This window comes from Pseudarthrobacter sp. LT1 (assembly GCF_035621795.1).
Classification (GTDB): Bacteria; Actinomycetota; Actinomycetes; order Actinomycetales; family Micrococcaceae; genus Arthrobacter.
The window spans coordinates 822364-841099 of record NZ_CP141830.1 but is presented as its reverse complement, the minus strand read 5'-3'; the positions used below and the strand labels follow the sequence as shown (position 1 = coordinate 841099).

Annotated in this window: 28 protein-coding genes and 1 tRNA gene; 25 read left to right on the top strand and 4 right to left on the bottom strand. The window is 62.7% G+C overall.

Annotated elements, in window-relative coordinates:
• Positions 1–45: 45 nt before the first annotated feature.
• The 4 genes from VIK36_RS04100 to VIK36_RS04085 all read left to right on the top strand — a co-directional run bounded on the left by VIK36_RS04100 (position 46) and on the right by VIK36_RS04085 (position 3638).
• The gene (locus VIK36_RS04100) at positions 46–363 is read left to right on the top strand and encodes a glutaredoxin family protein (RefSeq protein ID WP_324644181.1); all 318 of its coding nucleotides are present in this window, start codon (positions 46–48) and stop codon (positions 361–363) included.
• Between the two features lie 230 nt (positions 364–593).
• Positions 594–1724, top strand: coding sequence for a DNA polymerase III subunit beta (gene dnaN, locus VIK36_RS04095; RefSeq protein ID WP_324644180.1), 1131 nt, complete (start codon positions 594–596; stop codon positions 1722–1724).
• Positions 1721–2038 (top strand): hypothetical protein, encoded by a 318-nt coding sequence (locus VIK36_RS04090; RefSeq protein WP_324644179.1) that lies wholly within the window; start codon positions 1721–1723, stop codon positions 2036–2038. Before dnaN ends, VIK36_RS04090 begins: the two co-directional genes overlap by 4 nt.
• Before the next feature lie 64 nt (positions 2039–2102).
• Positions 2103–3638, top strand: coding sequence for a DNA cytosine methyltransferase (locus VIK36_RS04085; RefSeq protein ID WP_324644178.1), 1536 nt, complete (start codon positions 2103–2105; stop codon positions 3636–3638).
• 2 nt (positions 3639–3640) lie between these two features.
• On the opposite strand, the gene VIK36_RS04080 is transcribed toward VIK36_RS04085, so the two are convergent.
• Together VIK36_RS04080 and VIK36_RS04075 are read right to left on the bottom strand one after the other, a co-directional pair.
• Positions 3641–4225: a hypothetical protein gene (locus VIK36_RS04080; protein WP_324644177.1), complete on the bottom strand. Its 585-nt coding sequence runs from the start codon at positions 4223–4225 to the stop codon at positions 3641–3643.
• Between the two features lie 192 nt (positions 4226–4417).
• Positions 4418–5080, bottom strand: a complete 663-nt coding sequence (locus VIK36_RS04075; RefSeq protein ID WP_324644176.1) for a hypothetical protein — start codon at positions 5078–5080, stop codon at positions 4418–4420.
• 52 nt (positions 5081–5132) lie between these two features.
• Between VIK36_RS04075 and VIK36_RS04070 the strand changes: the two genes are divergently transcribed.
• The 8 genes from VIK36_RS04070 (at position 5133) to VIK36_RS04035 (ending at position 8197) form a co-directional block, all read left to right on the top strand.
• Complete coding sequence (locus VIK36_RS04070) at positions 5133–5621, top strand: hypothetical protein (RefSeq protein ID WP_324644175.1); 489 nt, start codon at positions 5133–5135, stop codon at positions 5619–5621.
• A gap of 204 nt (positions 5622–5825) precedes the next feature.
• Positions 5826–6272: a hypothetical protein gene (locus tag VIK36_RS04065; RefSeq protein WP_324644174.1), complete on the top strand. Its 447-nt coding sequence runs from the start codon at positions 5826–5828 to the stop codon at positions 6270–6272.
• Positions 6269–6463, top strand: coding sequence for a hypothetical protein (locus VIK36_RS04060; protein WP_324644173.1), 195 nt, complete (start codon positions 6269–6271; stop codon positions 6461–6463). The genes VIK36_RS04065 and VIK36_RS04060 overlap by 4 nt, the downstream gene beginning before the upstream one ends.
• Positions 6460–6762, top strand: coding sequence for a hypothetical protein (locus VIK36_RS04055; protein WP_324644172.1), 303 nt, complete (start codon positions 6460–6462; stop codon positions 6760–6762). The genes VIK36_RS04060 and VIK36_RS04055 overlap by 4 nt, the downstream gene beginning before the upstream one ends.
• Positions 6759–7163, top strand: a complete 405-nt coding sequence (locus VIK36_RS04050; protein ID WP_324644171.1) for a RusA family crossover junction endodeoxyribonuclease — start codon at positions 6759–6761, stop codon at positions 7161–7163. The genes VIK36_RS04055 and VIK36_RS04050 overlap by 4 nt, the downstream gene beginning before the upstream one ends.
• Positions 7160–7393, top strand: coding sequence for a hypothetical protein (locus tag VIK36_RS04045; protein WP_324644170.1), 234 nt, complete (start codon positions 7160–7162; stop codon positions 7391–7393). The genes VIK36_RS04050 and VIK36_RS04045 overlap by 4 nt, the downstream gene beginning before the upstream one ends.
• On the top strand, positions 7390–7986 hold the full coding sequence (locus VIK36_RS04040) for a hypothetical protein (RefSeq protein ID WP_324644169.1): 597 nt from the start codon (positions 7390–7392) through the stop codon (positions 7984–7986). The genes VIK36_RS04045 and VIK36_RS04040 overlap by 4 nt, the downstream gene beginning before the upstream one ends.
• 137 nt (positions 7987–8123) lie before the next feature.
• A tRNA-OTHER gene (locus VIK36_RS04035) sits at positions 8124–8197 on the top strand.
• A gap of 7 nt (positions 8198–8204) precedes the next feature.
• Here the strand turns inward: VIK36_RS04035 and VIK36_RS04030 are convergent.
• On the bottom strand, positions 8205–8816 hold the full coding sequence (locus VIK36_RS04030; protein ID WP_324644168.1) for a hypothetical protein: 612 nt from the start codon (positions 8814–8816) through the stop codon (positions 8205–8207).
• A gap of 39 nt (positions 8817–8855) precedes the next feature.
• On the opposite strand from VIK36_RS04030, the gene VIK36_RS04025 reads away from it, so the two are divergent.
• Positions 8856–9161: an HNH endonuclease gene (locus tag VIK36_RS04025; RefSeq protein WP_324644167.1), complete on the top strand. Its 306-nt coding sequence runs from the start codon at positions 8856–8858 to the stop codon at positions 9159–9161.
• 162 nt (positions 9162–9323) lie between these two features.
• Here VIK36_RS04025 and VIK36_RS04020 read toward each other — a convergent pair whose 3' ends face one another.
• Positions 9324–9668, bottom strand: coding sequence for a hypothetical protein (locus tag VIK36_RS04020; protein WP_324644166.1), 345 nt, complete (start codon positions 9666–9668; stop codon positions 9324–9326).
• A gap of 118 nt (positions 9669–9786) precedes the next feature.
• Here VIK36_RS04020 and VIK36_RS04015 point away from each other — a divergent pair, with 118 nt between their 5' ends.
• From VIK36_RS04015 to VIK36_RS03960, 12 genes are all read left to right on the top strand, one after another.
• On the top strand, positions 9787–10194 hold the full coding sequence (locus tag VIK36_RS04015) for a hypothetical protein (RefSeq protein ID WP_324644165.1): 408 nt from the start codon (positions 9787–9789) through the stop codon (positions 10192–10194).
• A 16-nt stretch (positions 10195–10210) separates the two neighbouring features.
• Complete coding sequence (locus VIK36_RS04010; protein ID WP_324644164.1) at positions 10211–11716, top strand: hypothetical protein; 1506 nt, start codon at positions 10211–10213, stop codon at positions 11714–11716.
• Between the two features lie 12 nt (positions 11717–11728).
• Positions 11729–13162, top strand: coding sequence for a hypothetical protein (locus tag VIK36_RS04005; protein ID WP_324644163.1), 1434 nt, complete (start codon positions 11729–11731; stop codon positions 13160–13162).
• Positions 13162–13962 carry a hypothetical protein gene (locus VIK36_RS04000; protein WP_324644162.1) on the top strand — a complete coding sequence of 267 codons (801 nt, stop codon included), beginning with the start codon at positions 13162–13164 and terminating at the stop codon, positions 13960–13962. The genes VIK36_RS04005 and VIK36_RS04000 overlap by 1 nt, the downstream gene beginning before the upstream one ends.
• Positions 13963–14032: 70 nt before the next feature.
• A complete protein-coding gene (locus VIK36_RS03995) occupies positions 14033–14671 on the top strand; it encodes a hypothetical protein (RefSeq protein ID WP_324644161.1) in 639 nt (212 codons plus the stop codon).
• Between the two features lie 12 nt (positions 14672–14683).
• Positions 14684–15070 (top strand): head decoration protein, encoded by a 387-nt coding sequence (locus tag VIK36_RS03990; RefSeq protein ID WP_324644160.1) that lies wholly within the window; start codon positions 14684–14686, stop codon positions 15068–15070.
• 16 nt (positions 15071–15086) lie between these two features.
• On the top strand, positions 15087–16106 hold the full coding sequence (locus VIK36_RS03985; protein ID WP_324644159.1) for a major capsid protein: 1020 nt from the start codon (positions 15087–15089) through the stop codon (positions 16104–16106).
• 64 nt (positions 16107–16170) lie between these two features.
• Positions 16171–16494: a hypothetical protein gene (locus VIK36_RS03980; protein ID WP_324644158.1), complete on the top strand. Its 324-nt coding sequence runs from the start codon at positions 16171–16173 to the stop codon at positions 16492–16494.
• A 6-nt stretch (positions 16495–16500) separates the two neighbouring features.
• Positions 16501–16908 (top strand): hypothetical protein, encoded by a 408-nt coding sequence (locus VIK36_RS03975; protein ID WP_324644157.1) that lies wholly within the window; start codon positions 16501–16503, stop codon positions 16906–16908.
• Positions 16909–17274: 366 nt separating this feature from the next.
• Positions 17275–17553 (top strand): hypothetical protein, encoded by a 279-nt coding sequence (locus VIK36_RS03970; RefSeq protein WP_324644156.1) that lies wholly within the window; start codon positions 17275–17277, stop codon positions 17551–17553.
• Positions 17554–17630: 77 nt separating this feature from the next.
• Positions 17631–17954, top strand: coding sequence for a hypothetical protein (locus tag VIK36_RS03965; protein WP_324644155.1), 324 nt, complete (start codon positions 17631–17633; stop codon positions 17952–17954).
• Positions 17955–18006: 52 nt separating this feature from the next.
• Positions 18007–18672, top strand: a complete 666-nt coding sequence (locus VIK36_RS03960; RefSeq protein WP_324644154.1) for a hypothetical protein — start codon at positions 18007–18009, stop codon at positions 18670–18672.
• Positions 18673–18736 lie beyond the last annotated feature (64 nt).

The following is an 18736-nucleotide window of genomic DNA, read 5'->3' as shown; positions in this document are numbered from 1 at the left end:
GATCCTACCCGGTCTGGCGCCCGCCTCATACCCCGAAAGAAGCACATGACCGTAGCAGCAACCGACCCCACCAACCTCAGCCACCTCATCCAGGCACGCGACGGCGTCGCCGTCGTCCTGTACAGCAAAGAAGAGTGCTTCGGCTGCCGCAAGACCAAGGAAAAGCTGGACGAGAAGGACATCGTCTATACGGAAGTAGACATCGAGAAGGACTCCACGGCCTACAAGTACGTGACTAAGACCCTCGGCTACTCGCAGGCGCCCGTCGTCTACGTCTCCACCATCGACGGCGACATCCATTGGTCCGGCCTCCAGCCCCAGTCAATCAAGAAGCACATCACCGAGCGGGCGGACGCAGCCTAGTGGATCCGTGCTGCTTCCTGTGTAAGGGAGCGCACGGCATCTGCCTCTCCCGCGGCCAGTGCGAGCACCACAAACTCGCGCAGGCCCAGGACGAGGCGGACGCCCGCGCCCGCCGCACACACCGCGACCCCACCGCCGACCAGGCGATCCGGAACACCTCACGTTCCCCCAAGCGCAAACCAAAGGCCTCCCCGCGGAGGCCTTTCTCATACCCCAAGGAGAACTAAGCAATGAGCAGCCAGCACGTAATCACCGCCCAGGCCAACTACTGGATCGCCGCCCTTACCCGGGTCGCTCCGGCCATGGCCGGCAAGAAACCTATGCCCGTCCTATACGGCGTCCGCATCGACCCTGCATCGGGGACCGTCTCCGCATACGACTACGACACCTCGTGCGTCACCAACATCGCCGAGTCTGAAGGAGCCGGGGACCCGATCCTGGTGACTTACCGCTGGCTGCTCGACGCCATCCGCAGCACGACCGGCAAAACGAAGACCGCGCCCGTCCAGGTCACCGTTGACGACAAGAAGGTCACGGTCTCCGCCTGCGGCTACGAACTCCACTCCGAGTCGCTGCCTGTGGCCGAATACCCCGAGATCCCCGAGCCGTCTGACATCCTCGCCACGGTCCCAGCCGCAGCCCTCCGGGCAGCACTGCGGCGAGCATCCATCGCCGCGTCCAAGGACGAGACGCTGCCGCTCCTGACGGCCGTCCGCGTATCAATTAGCGACGGGGCCATGGAGCTGCTGGCTACGGACCGTTACCGCCTCGCCGAGGACCACGTCGACGGTCAAGGGAAAGGCGCCGCCGACTTCCTGCTGAACGGCCGAACGATCAAAGCCCTGGATCGCTTCCTCACGGGCGACGACGTCACCATCGGACTGTCCGACCGACGCATCAGCATCAACACCGAGCACGTCACGTTCACCTCCCTGAGCGTCGACGGCGACTACCCCAAGATCAAGTCCCTCTTCCCGTCCGACGTTACGGCCTCATTCGAGGTCGACCGCGCCATCCTTCTCGAGTCTGCGAAGGTCGCAGAACGGATGAACGAACGTTTCTCGCCCTGCTTCGTCCGCCTGTTCGAGGGCGGCGCCGAGGTGACCTTCGACTACGGGCTGTTCGGGCCATCGAAAGCGCCAGTCGCCGCCGGGGAAGCCGTGGCCGGGCTCAAGGACGAGATCAAATTCGCCATCAGCCCCCGCTACCTTGTGGAAACGCTGCAGCAGCTCGAAGGCGAAAAGGTGCGGATCTCCTACACGAGCGCGCCGAAGCCCTTCCTCTTCTCCCCCGCGGGTGTCGCAACGGATGACCCCCAATCGTCTAAGCACCTGATCATGCCCGTCCGGATGCCGTCATGACTAAGCCCAAGCCAAAGCCCGCCCCGCCGGCAACGCACAACTTCCGCGCCGTCTGGCCCGTAATCGACGGCGCCGGCACTGCGCAGACCAACCAAGAACTGATCCTCCAAGCCATCGGAGATCTTCCCAACGTCGCACACCGACATCAAGCCAAGATCGTGGGCCCTCCACGCGCATGCATCGCCGACGGCCGCCGGGTCCCAGGATCCGGCGGCGCCCGAGAGGTCGTCATCATCGAAGCACCCGCCGTCGCAGCAGCCGCCCCGTGGATACCACCACTGACCGGCAGATACCGGTCCTCGAGGGTCAGCTAAGCATCTACGACGCCCTCGAACAGCCCGAACCAGACCACAACGAATCAGCAGGAGACAAACCACAATGAGCCTCACCATGACCGACATGTTCTGCGGCGCCGGCGGATCCAGCACCGGAGCGACGATGCTCCCTGGAATCAGCGTCAAGACCGCGCTGAACCACTGGGACAAGGCCCTCGAGTCCCACAACGCCAACCACCCCGACACCATCCACGTCCAGGCCGACATCAAGGAGACGGACCCGCGCTACATCGGCAACTCCGACATCCTCTGGGCCTCCCCCGAGTGCACTAACCACTCTGTCGCCAAGGGCCGGAAACGCGTCACGAACCAACCCGACATGTTCGGGGATAACCTGCCCGACGAAGCCGCCGACCGGTCCCGCGCCACCATGTGGGACGTGCCGCGGTTCGCCGAGGTCCACCACTACCGCGCCATCATCACGGAGAACGTCGTAGACGCCGCGAAGTGGGTCATGTTCGAGGCCTGGCTCCTGGCCATGAAGTCCCTCGGCTACGAGCACCGGATCCAGTACCTCAACAGCATGCACGCCCAGCACGGCGGGCTGCCCGCACCGCAGTCCCGCGACCGCATGTACGTCCTCTTCTGGAAGAAGGGCAACAAGGCGCCCGACGTTGAGAAGTACTTCCGGCCCAAGGCCTACTGCTCCAGCTGCGACGAAGTAGTAGACGCCATGCAGGTCTTCAAGAAGGTCAACGAGCCATGGGGACGCTACCGGGCCCAGTACGTTTATCGCTGTCCGAAGACAACCTGCAAGAACGCCATCGTGGAGCCCGGCTGGCTGCCCGCATCGGCCGCGATCGACTGGTCACTGCGGGGCGAGCGTATCGGCGACCGGAAGCGGCCGCTCGCGCCGAAGACGATGGCCAGGATCGTCGCCGGTCTGGCCAAGTACGGGCAGGAGCCGGTCAGCATCGACTCCGTCCGAGGCTCGCAGATCCTGTCCGCCGTCAACCACGAGCCCTTCCAGACGCAGACGACCGCTTACACGCGGTCCCTGCTTGTCCCGGTGGAGGGCCGCGAGGGTAAGCAGGCGCAGCTGTCCGGCGAACCCATGCGGACGCAGACCACGCGGAATGAGACGGGCCTGCTGGTGCCGGCAGGCGGGACGTGGAATGACGACGCCCGCCCGACGTCCGACACCATGAGGGCGCTGACCACGCGGGACGCCAACGCGCTTGTCACGGGCCCGCGGGATCACATGCTCATGGAGTACTACGGCAACGGCCAGGTGCACCACGTCTCCAAGGCGATTCCGACCATCACCACGCACGACCGCTTCGCGATGATCACCACCCTCCGCGGGCAGAACGCGCCGAAGGACGTCGGGCAGCCGCTCGACACCTTCGCAGCCAACGGCCTGCACCATGGCCTCGCCGAATGGAGGGTCCCCGACATCAACGACTGTGAGTTCCGGATGCTGGAACCCCACGAGATCAAGGCAGGCATGGCCTTCCCGAAGGAATACATCATGCTCGGCAACAAGCGCGAGCAGGTCAAGATGGCGGGAAATGCCGTCACACCTCCGGCCGCCCGCGACCTGGTGGCGTGCATGGCCGAGACACTGCAGGCGGTATGAACTTAGTTCGATCCGGCCGGCTCGGTTGATTCAGGTTTCGGACTCGGCTTCTCGGTTCGTTTGCGGTCCTCATGCAGCTCCGGAAGGAGGTGATGGTCCCGTTCATGGTCGGAAGCCTTCGCCCAATCGACAACAAAAACCTCAATGGCTGAAGCGGCATCCGAGAGCCGGTCGAAGGCCTCGTCTTCCGCTTCCGGATTCCCTTTTTGATTGATCACTTCAAAGGCCAGCATCCCCACGTGGTGCGGCCACCTATCGATCTCAAACTCCATGTCGTCATTGGTTAATTCCATCTGCCACCTTAGGGAAGCGGCCTGTGCAACCGCGTACAGCTCTGTGATGGTCTGCTTGCCGGCGACGTACTTCTTGGTCATCGAGGACAGTGCGGCAGCCATTTCGGCGGCGGCCTCCCGTTCCCTGGCGCTGCTGGCGAGCTTTGACTGGTGATTGTTCGTGAGGCGCACAACCCCGAGAGCAACTAAGCCTCCTACAAAGGCGGCTACAAAGGCCCCAATCGCGCCATTCCAGAATGCAATCCACGTGCCGCACGAGATCCAAAGGGCGTCGCCGCAAACAATTAAATTCACTTCCGGATCATACAAGCGACCCGGGCCCAACTCCGAAGAAGAAACACATGTCCACGCAGTCCGGGCGGAGCAAGGTGAGCATCTGGGTTGATGAATGCTCGAACTGGCCGCGCGCGACCTCGCACCCAGCATGGCGGAAAAGCCACAAACCTGATCCAACTAAAGTTGCGCCCCCTAGATGCAAGGGATTTCTTAGATTCTGCGGGTCCGGGGAATTGCGCCTTGCTGCTTTCGAAACTTCGCCCGTCTGATTTGAGCGCCCACGGTCCTCTCGGTCGGTGGGAGGTTATCCACCAGCTTGACGGATGTTCGAATCTGTCCATTGACTCCAACCAGTTTCTTCAGTGCCGTTTTCTTCATCAGCGGGTCCGTGTACAGAGTCAAGTAGGTACCGACAACGGCTACGGCGTCACGAACATCAAGAAACACTTTGGTAGCGACTGGCCCCTTAGGGTCTTGCGTCCTGTGCAGAAAGTCCATCAGGTCTGTCAACTCATAGGGCCAGAACATGATGACCTCTGACACGGCTTGCGCCGCCTTACTGGACATTTCCAATCTAATCGCTGGCGCCCGCATGAGGCGGGTGTGCTTGCCGCGGTCAAAGCTCTCCACGGCACTCCGCCGGAGAACGACGTCCCACGCCTCTTCCATGGCCGAAATAAAGTCAGCGATCGCCGCAATCTCTACGGTCCGGTTGGCTGCGCGTCGTTGTTGGGCATTCGTCAGCCGAACAACGAGCAACGCAACCAGGCCGCCGATGACGGCAGAAACGAGCGCTCCGACGGATCCATTCAATAGGGCAATCCAAGTGCCGCAAGTGATGGAGAAATAGTCAGAACAAACGAACGAATCCATTCCCGGATCATACAAGCGGGCTAACCCGCCCATCCAAAAGAAAGGATCAAACATGGCCAGGCAATACGGCCAGATCAAGGTGAGCATCTGGGTTGACGATGACTTCCTCGACCTGTCCCCCATGGCCCAGTGGCTATTCATCCACCTGTCCACGCACGCGGACCTGAGCCACTGCGGCGTGCTGGATTGGCGCCTCAAACGCATCGTTCCGAAGGCGAATGGACTCACCCTGGACGTGCTGGAATCAGCAGCTCAGGAGCTCATCGAGAACGTCTACATCGTGGCGGACGAGGACACGGAAGAGGTCCTCGTCCGCTCGTTTATGCGCAGCGACGGGCTACTGAAGCAGCGGAACATGGGCGCGGCGGTGGCCAAGGCATACGCATCGGTCGCTTCCAGGACGATCCGCGGCGTCGTAGTTCACGAGCTCCACCGACTGCAGGCCGAGAACCCCGAATGGACCAGTTGGGGAGCCTTGAAGGATGCCATGGCCGGGCGGTCGATAAACCCTCGCGACATGGTATCCGTCGACGCTGCATAAAGCCATCAGGAAAGGGTTCGGGAAACCCTTCCGGAAAGGGTTCCGGTCGCCTTCCGTTACAGCGTGACCGAAGGGGTCTTGAAAGGCATCGGTAACACCTGCACCTAACACCTACACCTTCACACCTACACCTAATCCCCCACCCAAGTTTCGTACTTAACCTCACCAGGAGCCGCAGAAATCGGCACCGAAGCAGCGGCGAAAGTGAGCGACGTCTGGATGGATGAAAGGGGAAATTTGATCACCGAAAAGCAAGCCAAGATGATCGCCCACGTGCTCCACGAGATCCGCCCAGCATGGGGTATCGAAGGCACCCTCAAGGTCCTCGAACGGAACAGCGACCACACCGCCCCTTTCGCGGACATACTGGCCGCCGCCGTCGCAGCGGCCCGCGACCCATCCACCCAGACTCCCGGCCGCATCTTCGAGGTCCGGCTCCACTGGCCAGCAACCGCACGAGCCCAGCTCCCCAAGCCCCCGCCCTGCGAAGACCACATCGGCAAAGACGCCCACACATGCTCCAGCTGCTGGGCAGACGTAAAAGCCGGCATCCGCCCAGCCGACCGCGTCGGCAAACACCACGAACCAGAAGACGAATATCTCGAAGCCGTCCCAACCGGGGCGGCTTCTTCCATTCAGGAGGACTCATGAAATTCAAGATCGGCGACCATGTTCGCGTCATCGCCCGCGGATGCCGCCAGTTTGATGACGTCGGCGCGATCGTTGACGTCGTGGACGGCGCGCACCACCCGTTCCGCGTCCAAGTCCAGGACCAGAACCCGCTCTGGTTCGGCCCGCACGAGCTCGTCCTCGCCGAAGCCCCGGCGGAGGTGGCCCGATGATCCGCAAAGAGCGCAAGGCCCGTTGGGTCTACACCTGCCCAACCTGCGACATCACGGTGGCCGGGCCCGACCAGTGGACGGTCTACGAATTCCAGTGGCACCACGTCCGCAGCCTCGCCCACGGCTTCGAGCAGCTTGGGCACGCAATTCAGCCCGTCATCGACGCCTACGTAGCCGCCGCCCGAGCCCTCGCCGGCACCGCCGAGCAATTCCAGAAGGACTACGCCCTGATCCCGCCGCCCAACCTCCCGCATGACCCCTCGCTGCTCCGGGACCGGCGAAAGTGGGGCGGACGATGAAGCTCATCCATGTCTTCGTGCCCGGGAAGCCTGTCCCGCAAGGCTCTGTGAGCGTGTACGGCGGGCGCGTCGTGTCCGTGAAGCCCGAACTCCGGAAGTGGCGAGACTCGATCCGGGCCGCGCTGCTCGCAAAGCACCCGGGCGAGCCGATGGACGGGCCCCTCGCCGTCTCGCTCGTCTTCCAGATGCCCAAGCCCCAACGGCCCCGCTGGAGCCTCCCAGCGGTCAAGCCCGACGCGGACAAATTAATAAGAGCCGCACTCGACTCCATGTCCACAACCAAGACCCAGCGTGGTGTCATCACCGACGACGCCCGCATCGTCTCCATCACCGCCACAAAGACCTACCACGGCGCCCCAGGCGTCATGGTCACCATCACCGAAGCAGGAGAAAGCCAATGAGGTTTCCCGGGCAAGACGAAGCCCCCGCACCACCACCGCCCCGCCCTGTACGCAACTTCGCGTACCGGGTCTACGACAAGGGCATCGAGCACGAGATCAGCGCACAAGACGTCTACTTTTACGAGGCCGGCCGAGTCGGCTTCTGGAACGACGACCCAGACCACCCCGGCGAGCGCATCCTCGTGCTCGCCACCAAGGCATTCAGCATCAGGGAGGTGATCAAAAGATGAGCCAAGAATGCACGAAGGAATGCCAGAACCAGGCCCACAACTACCTCTGCGGCCGATGCGTCAGCGACCTGCAAGCGTGGATCGATAAGATCCCGGTCCTGATCGTGGAACTCAGCGTCACCATCGCCAAGCTCGACAATGTCCGGCCAGCAGGCGGCGGAGGTGGAGGCGGCCACAAGCCCGGCAGCGATGCCCCCATCAACCTCGACGCGCTCCAGCTGCAGGAGAACCTCCGCAGCGTCGGAGGGTATGCCGCCGGCTACGCATCGGACCCACAAGCCGCCGGGATGGCCTGGCTCATTCAAGACTGGGTCACAAAGGCGGAACGCATGGTCAGCGGACCCGACGAACCTCCTGTGAACCATCAGGCGAATCGGGAACGGGTCAAGGGCATCGCACCGGCCATGCCCACCCGGCAACTCGTGCCATGGCTCCGGCAGAACGCCAAAGTCGTGGTCACGAGCATGGACATCCGCAACTGGGCCCGCCGCGGCAAGCTCCACGCCGTCGAAAGGGAACCATCGCCGACCTACCACCCACACGAAGTTCTCGACGCCTGGTACGAAACACGCCGCGAACAAAGCCGCACCTGACCTCGCTCGACGTGTGTTAAAGTGTGTCACGTGGGACTTTCGTCGTCCCCAAAACCAAGCCGCACCTCACAGTAGGGCGGCTTTTTTCGTGCCCTGACCGATACGTCCGGCACGACGGGAAGCGCCCGTAACAGCGCGGGCGAGTGCGGCGAACGGTAAGCCGACGCGGTCGAAAGACCAAGTGATGCAGGTTCGACTCCTGCCTCGCCCACTTCCACCTAATTGTCAGAGGCTTTTTCAAACCCAAAAACGTGAACTCGCCCCGACTCCGATTCGTTCATCATGCAAGCCAGCAGTTCACCACGTTCAAGTAGCTGGACCGTATGGTGATTCAACAGCGCTACCAACTTCCCAATGACGTCTTCGCCGAAGGCTGCGCCTTCGGCGGGATCAGGCATGATCTGAAATGGGTTTCTTGCGTGCATCCATTCGCTGAGGCGGCCCCACACCGGAAGATACTCTCCTTCCGTAAGAAAGCCCTCGGTGATCTCCCGCATCGCCACCGCCCGTCCTGACTCATCCAGAGTCTGTTCGCTCGGCAGCGGATAGTAGTCTGCGTTCACTCTCTTCACGAGTTTTAGGGCACCTGCATGGTCCTTCTTCATGAACGCTGCTGAAACTGTCGCCACTGCCTTTCGATTCGTCACCAGGGAAGACAGTGCTAGAGCCTCGAGCGCAAGACGTAATTGCAGGAGGCCCGCCTCCACCGAGGGATACACGTGCGGAGGCTGCAAAAACATGGCCGCTGCATCGATACGCGCTTTGATCTTCTCCATCTGGTCGGCATAGAGCGTGAAGTCTTCGGGCGTTAGCGAAGTGATCTTAGACATTCGATCAGTATCCCCGGTATCCAACACCAGGAGCACTTCATGGCCACATCACGCACTGGCACATCCCAGTACAAGAAGGCCCGCAAGAGAGCACTCCACCTCGCCAAAGTCCGCGGCATCACCCACTGCCCATACTGCAACGTCGAACTCGACTACGACGTCGGGCTCAAGCCCAACAGTGCAGAGACAGACCACGTCATCGCACATGCACGAGGCGGAGCAGATCACCACGAGAACCTTGCTGTGTGCTGTCGAAGGTGCAACCAGTCCAAGGGCGACCGACCAGCGCCGAAGACATCGACGGTGCTGAAGTCGAAACCACTCAAAACCAGCCGCCGCTGGTAATCCATAGGCTGTGGAAAACCCCAAATACGAATACTCGTATCCCGAAACGACATGTCGGAAAGGGTAGGGGGAGCACCCCTACCCCACCGCCAGCGCCTCGCCCCCCGTGCTTAGCGAAAAATCTCCCCCCGAGCTCGATGGGCTGAGCGCCGGCCGTCTACTTCATGTTGCCCCAGCGGCTTTCCGCATCTCCAGATACATCGATAAGAGGAATCCGGTGATGACGCCGAGTGCGGCTCCGATTATGGTTCCGACACCTTCGGGTGGGCCCATGAGCACTACTGCGCAAAGTGGCTGCCCTGGGTTGTCTGGGGGATCGTATAGCCATCGTGTGAAGAGGCCATTCGGGTGGGCGAGGATGTTGTTGTAGAACGCGCCGTCGTAGTAGAACTTGCAGGGGTCGACCTTGTTTTTGAGCATTCCGCCGATGATGGCACCGACGGTCGCGTGAGTTCCGATACCCAGGGCGAAGGCGTACGGATGAGCTTTGTATTCGGCCTCACTCATGGCATCAGTGTCAGTCTGACGTTACGCGCAGGCAAGCGTTTCTTCGCTGATGGGGCTACCCCATTTTCTGTTTAGGGCATAGAGCCCGCGCCTCTCGGCTATTAGGAGGATCGATCCCGTGGATGTTCCTCCTGGTCTTGGCGAGCGTGGCTCGGCGCTGTGGGAAGAGTTGTCCGGCAAGGACGTCGCCCGGAATGCGTTGGTTCTCGAGGCTGCTCGGCTGGCTGATCGTTTGGACGAGCTCGACAACATCATTCAGGGCAACGGCGTCTTGAACCTCATGCAGTTCCGGCTGCACCTCGATGAGATCGACGATGACGGCGACCGGAACATCAACGTCGAGGTGAAATTCGCGGCGCCGCTCGCGGAGGCTCGCCAGCAGGCAATCGCCTTCGCAACGATCCTCACGAAGCTGACCCCTGCCGAGGCTGCTGCGAAGCCGAAAGCTGCTCCCGCTGCTGCCCCGATGGCGGCGAACGTTACCCCGCTGGATCGAATCAAGGCGCGTGGTTTGAAGAAGGCTTGAGTGGTGGTGGTGCGGGTTGATCGGCTCCCAGGATGCCCGCTTCTACATCTCTCCCACGCCTCGCGGGTATTCCTGTGACCATGCTGAAGCTGCGATCGATCTTGCTGCCGGCTACGGCCTGGTTCTCGATGAGTGGCAGGAAAAGATGGTCCGGGCTTGGCTGCGGACGACTACGACGGGCAAGTGGTGCGCGGGCACGTGGGGCATCTCCGTCCCTCGCCAGAATGGCAAGAACGGCGGCCTTGAAGCTGTCGAGCTCTACATGCTGGTGCAGCTCGGCCTGAGCATCCTGCACACTTCACATCTGCTGACATCGGCCCGCAAGGCGTTCAAGCGCCTCATGCAGTTTTTCGGCCAGAAGGTCGATGACCCGAATGCGCGCTTCCCCGAACTGAACGCGATGGTCGTTGAGATTCGGAAGACGAACGGCCAGGAAGCGATCGTGCTGAATAACGGCGGCATGATCGAGCTCGGCGCCCGTACTGGTGGCGCCGGCCGCGGTAGTTCGTTCGACGTCCTTGTGATCGATGAGGCGCAGGAGTACGAAGAGGACGAGCAGGAGGCCCTGAAGCCGACGATCTCGGCGGCCCCTGGCGGCGATCCGGTGACGATCTTCATGGGCACTCCCCCTCGGGATCTGTCGGAGCGTGGCGAGCCGTTCGTCCGGGTCCGCAACAATGCGGTGACGGGCAAGAACAAGCGCGCCGCATGGGTTGAGCACTCTGCCAGCGGTGACGTCGACAAGATGTCCGAAACCGAATTGGCGGTGTTCGTCCGGGACCTCACGAACGCTGCAGCCGCTAACCCCGCGCTGGGCATCCGGATCTCACTAGAAACGATCCAGGACGAGCTCAATGAGTTCTCCCCTCGGTCTTACGCCCGCGAGCGGTTGAATATGTGGCCCACGCCGACGGATGCTGGCAAGAAGGCGTTCACGAAGTGGGATTCGCTGGCGATTGATGACCCGGATCCGGAGTGGCAGATTGCCGCGTACGGCGTGGACATGAATCCGGAGCGCACGAAGGTTTCAATCGGCGTTTCGGCGTTCGGTGAGGGCGAGAGCATTCATCTTGAGCTCGCCGCTGACGCCCCGTTCGATGAACGCGGCACGACGGCCCTTGTGGAGTGGCTGTGGGAACGTGCCAAGCGTCGCATCCCGGTCGTCATCGATGCTCTGTCGCCGTGCCGTGACCTGCTGGAGCCGCTGCTGAAGGCGAAGAAGATGAAGGTGTTCATCCTCGAAGCTCGGGAGTACACGCAGGCGTGCGGGCTGCTGCATGAAGCGGTTGAGAAGCACCCGTCGATCACGCACTTCGGGCAGGAGCACCTTGACGAGTCCGTAAAGCACACCGTGCAGGAGCCGATTAAGAACCGTCCCGGGTCTTTCAAGTGGAACCGCGACAGCCTCGACGCTGATCTCGCCCCGACAGTCTCCATCACATGCGCCTACCTGGGCGCCAAGAAGTTTGCTCGCCGTATCACGAAGTCTTCTCCGAAGAAGCGCGGCGCGATCGTTTTCTAGGAGGTGGCCTGCTTGGCTGTACTCGATGTAGCCCGCCCCCTGACTGAGGACGAGACTCGGTCGTTCCAGGCGATGCTGCGGCTGATCCGTAGGAAGCGGGACCGTAACCAGCTGCGCACGTCGTACATGGATGCGAAGAAGCGGCTGGACAAGATCGGTTTCTCGATTCCTCCGCACATGCAGGACTTCGCGGTGGTGATCGGCTGGCCGGCGAAGGCCGTGAAGGTTCCGTCGCGCCGGGTTCGTCCTGACGGGTTCACTCTGCCGCGCCAGTCCACGATGCTGGGCGAGCTTGAAGAGGTCTTCGGCGAGAACTACTTCGCCGCCGTCGAGCGGATGGCCATTGAAGCGTCGCTTCAGCACTCGGTGTCCTTCGTCTTTGTAACGCCTGGCGACACTGATGCGGGTGAGCCGGGGATCATTGTGGCGGCCCGGACGGCGCTGGAGGCTACGGCCGAGATCGACACCCGCACCAACCGTGTCTTGAGGGCTCTCGAGGTGGTCGGTCGGTGGGAGGCGCTGCTGTACCTCCCTGGCGAGACGCTGCGGCTTCAGTACGTGAAGGGCGAGTGGCTGGTCACGGCGATTTACGCTGGCGTGCCGAACCGCGTCACGTGCACCCCGTACGTCTGGGGCCGGTCGCTGGAGCGTCCTTTCGGTAATTCGAGGATCACTCGCCCGCTGATGGGCTTCACGGACATGGCTGTGCGCACGATGCTGCGGCAGGAAGTCAACGCGGAGTTCTACGGCGCCCCTCAGCGAGCCCTGCTGGGCGCTGAGGAAGAGCACTTCATTGATGCCAACGGGAAGCGCATCTCTCCGCTGGACGCACTCATTGGCGGCGTCTGGGCCCTGCCGAACACTCGGGACGAGGAAACAGGCGATCTGGTCAAGCCGACGCTGCAGCAGCTATCGCAGGCGACTTTCCAGCCGCACGGCGAGATGCTCAAGGGCATCGGGCTCATGGTATCCAGTGAGACGTCCATCCCCGTCGGTTACCTCGGCATTGTCCACGACAACCCGTCGTCGGCGGACGCCATCAGGGCCAACGAGGCAGACCTCGTGTCGGTCGTGGAGGCGGAGTTGCCGAGCATCGGGATGTCCCGCGTGGACCTCGCCCGCAATGTCTTGGCTGTGAAGTACGGCGAGTGGACTTCCGCGATGGAAGCTGAGTTGCGGGGATTGTCCGCGCACTTCATGGACCCGGGCACCACTTCCAAGGCTGCCCAGGCTGACGCCGGGCTCAAGTTCACTCAGACCTTCCCTGACGGCGACCCAGAGGTTGCCATGGAGGTCTACGGGCTGGACAAGCAGAAGATCGAGCGGATGAACGCGTACCGGACCAGGAAGGAAGGCGCGAACAAGCTGGCTGCGATGGTGGCAGCTGCGAAGTCCTCAGCCGCTCCCGTGTTCAGTGCTCCTGGTGCTGCGGCGAGTGTGCAGTAGTGGTTTCCCGGGATTCGATTGAGCAGCATCGGGCGGCAGCCGCCGACCTTTCGCAGTTGGTGGCCAACGAGTTGGCCGCATATTTCGCAGCGCTCGACCTGTCCCGCCCGGAACCTGTCCGGAACGCTCTGCTGGACTTCATGCCACTTCTGATCGCGGAGTATGGCCAGGTCGCCCAGGCTCTGGCGATGGAATGGTACGAGCAGTTGCGCTTCGAGTCCGGCGCGGTCGCCGGTTTCCTGGTGACTGCTCCCCCGGCGCCGTCGGTCACGCCCGAGCGGGTCGAGGCGAAAGTCCGGTATCTGGCCAAGCAGTTGTGGACCCCGGAGCCGGAGAAGATCCTCTCCAACCTGTCCACAGCATCGGACAAGTACGTGAAGCAGTTCGGCCGCGACACCATCACATGGAACGCGGGGCAGGAAGGCGCTGGCTACGCGAGGGTGCCAACGGGTGACAGGACGTGCGCGTTTTGCCTCGTGCTGGCCAGCCGCAACGCCATCTACTGGTCGGAAGAGTCCGCCGGCAGCCGCGATTTCGGCGACGAGAACGCATTCCACGGCGACTGCGATTGCGAAGTCGTTCGCCTCGGCACGGATGACCAGTATCCGCCTGGCTACCTGCCGGATGACTTCTACGACATGTACCGGGTCGGCGACGACAAGATGCGCTCGGATCCGGAAGTCCGGGCGTTCATGGACTCTCTGGACGAGCACGACAAGAACCGCCAGCTGAAAGGCATCGTCTTCGCGATGCGCCGCGAGTTCCCCGACGTGCTCAAAGACGGGGTCCACACCCATTAGTTTTCCCTTCCGTGCGATGCGGCGGGGTTTTTCGCCGTGCGATGCGGCATTCACCGAAGGAGCATTTCCCTTGAACAAGCAATTCCCCCATGGCATCGACATCACCGCGCCGGGCGGTATTACCGCCCTCATGGACTTCCACCGGTTGACCTTCGGGGATGCCGTTATGGAGGACGCTGACGCAGCTGCACAGGCTGCTGCCGATGCTGCCGCGGCGCAGGCCGCCGCCGACGCTGCAAGCGCTGAGGCCGCGAAGGCCGACGAGAAGCTTGGCGAAGGCGGGATCAAAGCGCTTCAGTCGGAACGCGCCCGCGCCGACGCGGCTGAAAAGCGAGCGGCTGCGGCTGAGGCGAAGATCCAGGCCGCAGAGGACGCGAAGCTGTCCGACATTCAGCGAGCCCAGAAAGAACGCGATGACGCGGCGGCCGAGAACGCGACGCTCAAGGCCACCAATGCACGTCTCGCCGCTCTGGCGGAGTACCCGGTGCCCAAGGACTACCAGGATCTGGTGACCGGCACCGACGAGGCAAGCTACCTCGCCTCCGCCAAGAAGATCTCTGAGCTGTATGCGAAGGCTGAGGGAAAAGCTCCAAAGAATGACCCGGTTCCCGGATCCGGCAAGCGTGGCGAAGGCAGCGGCAACACTGCTGGCGGTTCCCTTGCGGCGGGCCGGGAACTCTACGAATCAAAGCACAAGAAGAACTCCTAGGAAGGGCACATCATGCCTCGTCTTACCACCGAATCCTTCGGTAGCGGAGATCAGTCCTGGCTTGGGTCCGCGCACGGCATCAACGAAGCGCGCACCGAGACTCTGGATATCTCCACTTTCACTGCCGGCACCCACTACCCGGACGGCTACATCCGCTCCGGCCAGCCTGTCGCCAAGGTCGGCGGGGTCCTCGTGCCCTACGACGCGACCGAAGGCACTGTAACCGGTGCCGGGATCATCGCGGGCCACGTCCTGTTCGACCAGAAGGTCAGCGGCACGTCGGACTTCCCCGTTCCCCTGATCGACCACGGACGCGTCAAGGCATCCAAGGTCCCGGGCGGCTTCGTGAAGCCTGCTGCGGCCGCCAAGCTGTCCGCCACCACCATCGTCTACGTCTAAGAAAGGGGGATGACTCATGGCACTTTGGACTGATCTCATCACTCCCGCCGAACTGACCGGCTACGTCCGCACGGCCCTTGAGGATCTGGAAGTCAACCGGACCTCGCTCGCACCATGGCTGCCCAACACCTTCGTGAACGACATCACCGTTCGCTTCGTGAAGGGACAGGCTGGCCTTGTCGCTGAAGCTTCCTTCCGCGCATTCGACGCCGAGCCTGAGATTGCCGGCGGCGTTACCGGTCAGCGCGTCACTCTGGAGATGCTCCCCCTCGGGCAGAAGCGCATCATCTCCGAGTACGACCAGCTGCGCGCACGGAACGCTTCCGATGAGGTGCTGCGCAACAGCATCCTCAAGGAGGCCAAGAACGTCGCTAAGGCCATCGCCGACCGCATCGAGCGCCTCCGCGGCACCGTGCTGGAGACGGGTAAGGCGACGGTCAACCAGGGCAACGTGTTCTTCGATGACGACTTCGGTCGCACCGCGGGCCACACCCTGACGGCCGCGCAGCTGTGGTCCACGTCCAGCGTGGACCGCCTGACCTACCTGCAGACGCTGGTGTCCACCTACAAGGCCACCAACGACGAAGAGGACCCGGGCGCCATCGTGATGTCCAAGCGCGTCTTCACTGCTCTCGCCGCTGGCGATCAGTTCAAGACCACGCTGGTCGGCGGGGCAACCCGCCCCGCCATCGAGGACGAGGTTCGACAGTACCTCGTGTCGGCTGGCCTCCCGCCCGTCACGATCTACGACCGCCGCACTTCCGGCGGCCGTGTGCTGTCGGACAACAAGCTGCTCCTGCTCCCCGCTCCGGTTGATCCGATGGCGGGCGAGTCGGACCTGGGAGGCACCTTCTGGGGTCAGACTCTGACCTCGCAGGAGGCCGATTACCAGCTGGCCGATGTCGAGCAGCCGGGCGTTGTCGTTGGCGCCCACAAGGCGACCTCGATCCCGCACATCGCGACCGTCGAATCTGACGCCATCGCCCTGCCGGTACTGGCCAACGCGAACCTGTCCCTGGTGGCCACGGTTCTCTAAGCGTGACGTGATGGGGCGCGGCTTCGGTCGCGCCCCATCCCAACACTGATCGAAAGGAACGACAGTGCCAAAGTTTTCAACTCACGTGGCTCTCATGTCTCCCGAGTACCAGGCTGTGAGCTTCGGACCCGGCGACGAGGTACCGGAATGGGCTGACGGGCAGGTCGGCGCCCATGTCCTCGAACCCGAGGATCCGGCCGACACCGACGAATCTGACGGTGAGGACGAATCGGACGAGAAGGGCGAAGATCAGGACAGCGGAGACACCGACGAGTCTGACAGCGAAGATTCTGGCGACAGCGAAGGCGACTCCGAATCCAGCGACGACAACGCCCCGGACTTCACCAAGCCGGCCCCGGCTCGCCGCGGCCGCTCCCGGAAGCAGTAACCGGGCATGGCCAGCGACTACGCGACACTGGCCGACCTGAAGCTGCACTGGGCAAAGATCCCGGCTGACGCCGAGGCTGATGCGCCGCAGAAGCTCCACGAGGCGTCGGTCGAGGTTCGGGGTAACTACCCGGACCTCGATCTGCGCCTCACTGTGGCAGTCGCGGACGGCGGCATTGATCCTGACATCCCGAAGCTCGTTGTTTGCCGAATGGTGAAGCGCGCACTGGATGTCAGCGAGGATGCCCCGACGGCCGGCTTCGAGTCGTTCCAGTTCGGCACGGGCCCGTTCAGCATGGGCGGGAAGCTCCGCAACCCCGACGGCGATGTGTACCTCACGGCTGCCGACAAGCGTCTGTTGGCGAAGTCCAAGCCACGTAAGCAGGCTTGGACGATTCACCCTTCGGGAGGCTGACATGGGGGTTGCCTATTCACTTCCTCAACCAGTCCAGGGGCTCGGCTTCCTCCGCAGGTTCCCGAAGTCGTGGCGGGTGACCGTCACGGTACTCCGGAATGGCGGCCGTGACGCTAAGGGCAATCCCCGCCCGACCTACGAAATCGAGGTACCCGACTGCTTGATAGGTGCCCGCGCTACCGCTGACCCGGTAGACCACGCGGACGTCGTGGACGGCAAGGCGGTGCTCTACTGCGGGCCCGGCTTCACGTTCCTTTCCACTGACCGGATTCGGGTGCCTGCTGGTGCGCGAATGTCTGGCGAGTGGTCCGTGGACGGGCAGCCTGGAGAGTGGCCCTATGGCGTCGAGCTTGGGCTGGTGAGGGTGTGAGCAAGTACGAGGCGCTGCCGCTTGGTCTAAGGAAACTGGGGAACTCGCCCGGCGTCTCGAAGGCAGTCCTGGACGTGGCCGAGCGGATGGCTGGGAACGCTAACGCCGTGGGTGATTCCAAATACGAAGCGGCCACAGCAAAGGTCACTGCAGGCTGGGACAACGAGGAGCGCGCCGGCGCAGTCGTGCGCGAGGTTGAACACGACTGGGAGGACTCGCGTGACGCGATCCTCTTGCGCGTTGCTGACGCCATGAGAAGGGTGAGGAAGAGATGAACGACGGTCTCGTCTTCCCGGACGTCCGCGAATGCTTGAGTGACCTAGTCAATGGGACCAGCCATGGCGGGAATCCAGTGACAGCGGTATGGCATCTACCCGCAGACGCATTCACCAACCAGTTCCTCTGGCCGATCGTACTGATCTACTCCACGGACGGCACTGAGGGATGGGTGGACCGGGTGGACCGGGTGACGCTCGAATGCTACACGCCTGGCACACAGGCGGTGGACACACTCGAATCCATCAAGTCGCTCATACGAGGAACCGACATCGAAACGGGCCACGGCTACTTGGACAGCATCCAGCCCGACCAAGTACCCAAGGACGTTCCTTTCCAGTCCGAAACGCTGAACAAGGCTGTGGCGACCTTCATGGTTACATCGCGGCCAATCAACTAGGCCCCTCCCGGGGATCAACAAACACTCATGCCCTTGAAAGGGGTCGAAACCCATGCCCACATTCGACACAATCCGCACGGATTCCGACAACCGGAATCTGATCCGCAAGATCCAGAAGGCCATCGGCTTCCTGGCTCCCACTTCCGTCGAGCTTCCTGACACCCTGTTCTCTGCGGCGGGCACGCTTGTGGACCTCAAGACGCTCGGGTACCTGCCGTTCGGCATTGTCACCCCAGACGGCTGGGAGTTCGGGCGGGACATCAACAAGGAGGATGTGTCCGCTCTCGGATACGCATCGGCTGTTCGGTCTGACATCACTGAGGTTGCCCGAACGGTGAAGGCGACCCTGCTGGAGACTGGGCGCCGGCACATCCTCGAAGCTACCTACGGCACCGACCTGTCCGCCATCACGCAGTCGGCCACCACAGGCGAGATCGTCTTTGACGAGCCCGACCTTCCTGTGGGCCAGGAGTACCGGCTGCTGATCCTTGGTTCGGACGGCCCTGCCGCTGAGAACTGGATCGTCGGCCGCGGCTACGGCTCCGTGAAGCTTTCCGCTACCGATTCCCAGAAGTGGGGCTCCGGTGATGCCGTGCAGCAGTCCGTGACGTTCGACGTGTTCACCGACGCCGAGATCGGCACGCCTGTCCGCCACTACATGGGCGGCACTGGCGCGCTGGCGCACAAGACTGCCCTGGGCTTCACTGCCGGCGCCTAACAGACCGCGGGCCGCGCCATTCTTCCGGGTGGTGGTGGCGCGGCCCGCTCTCCACTCACACCAC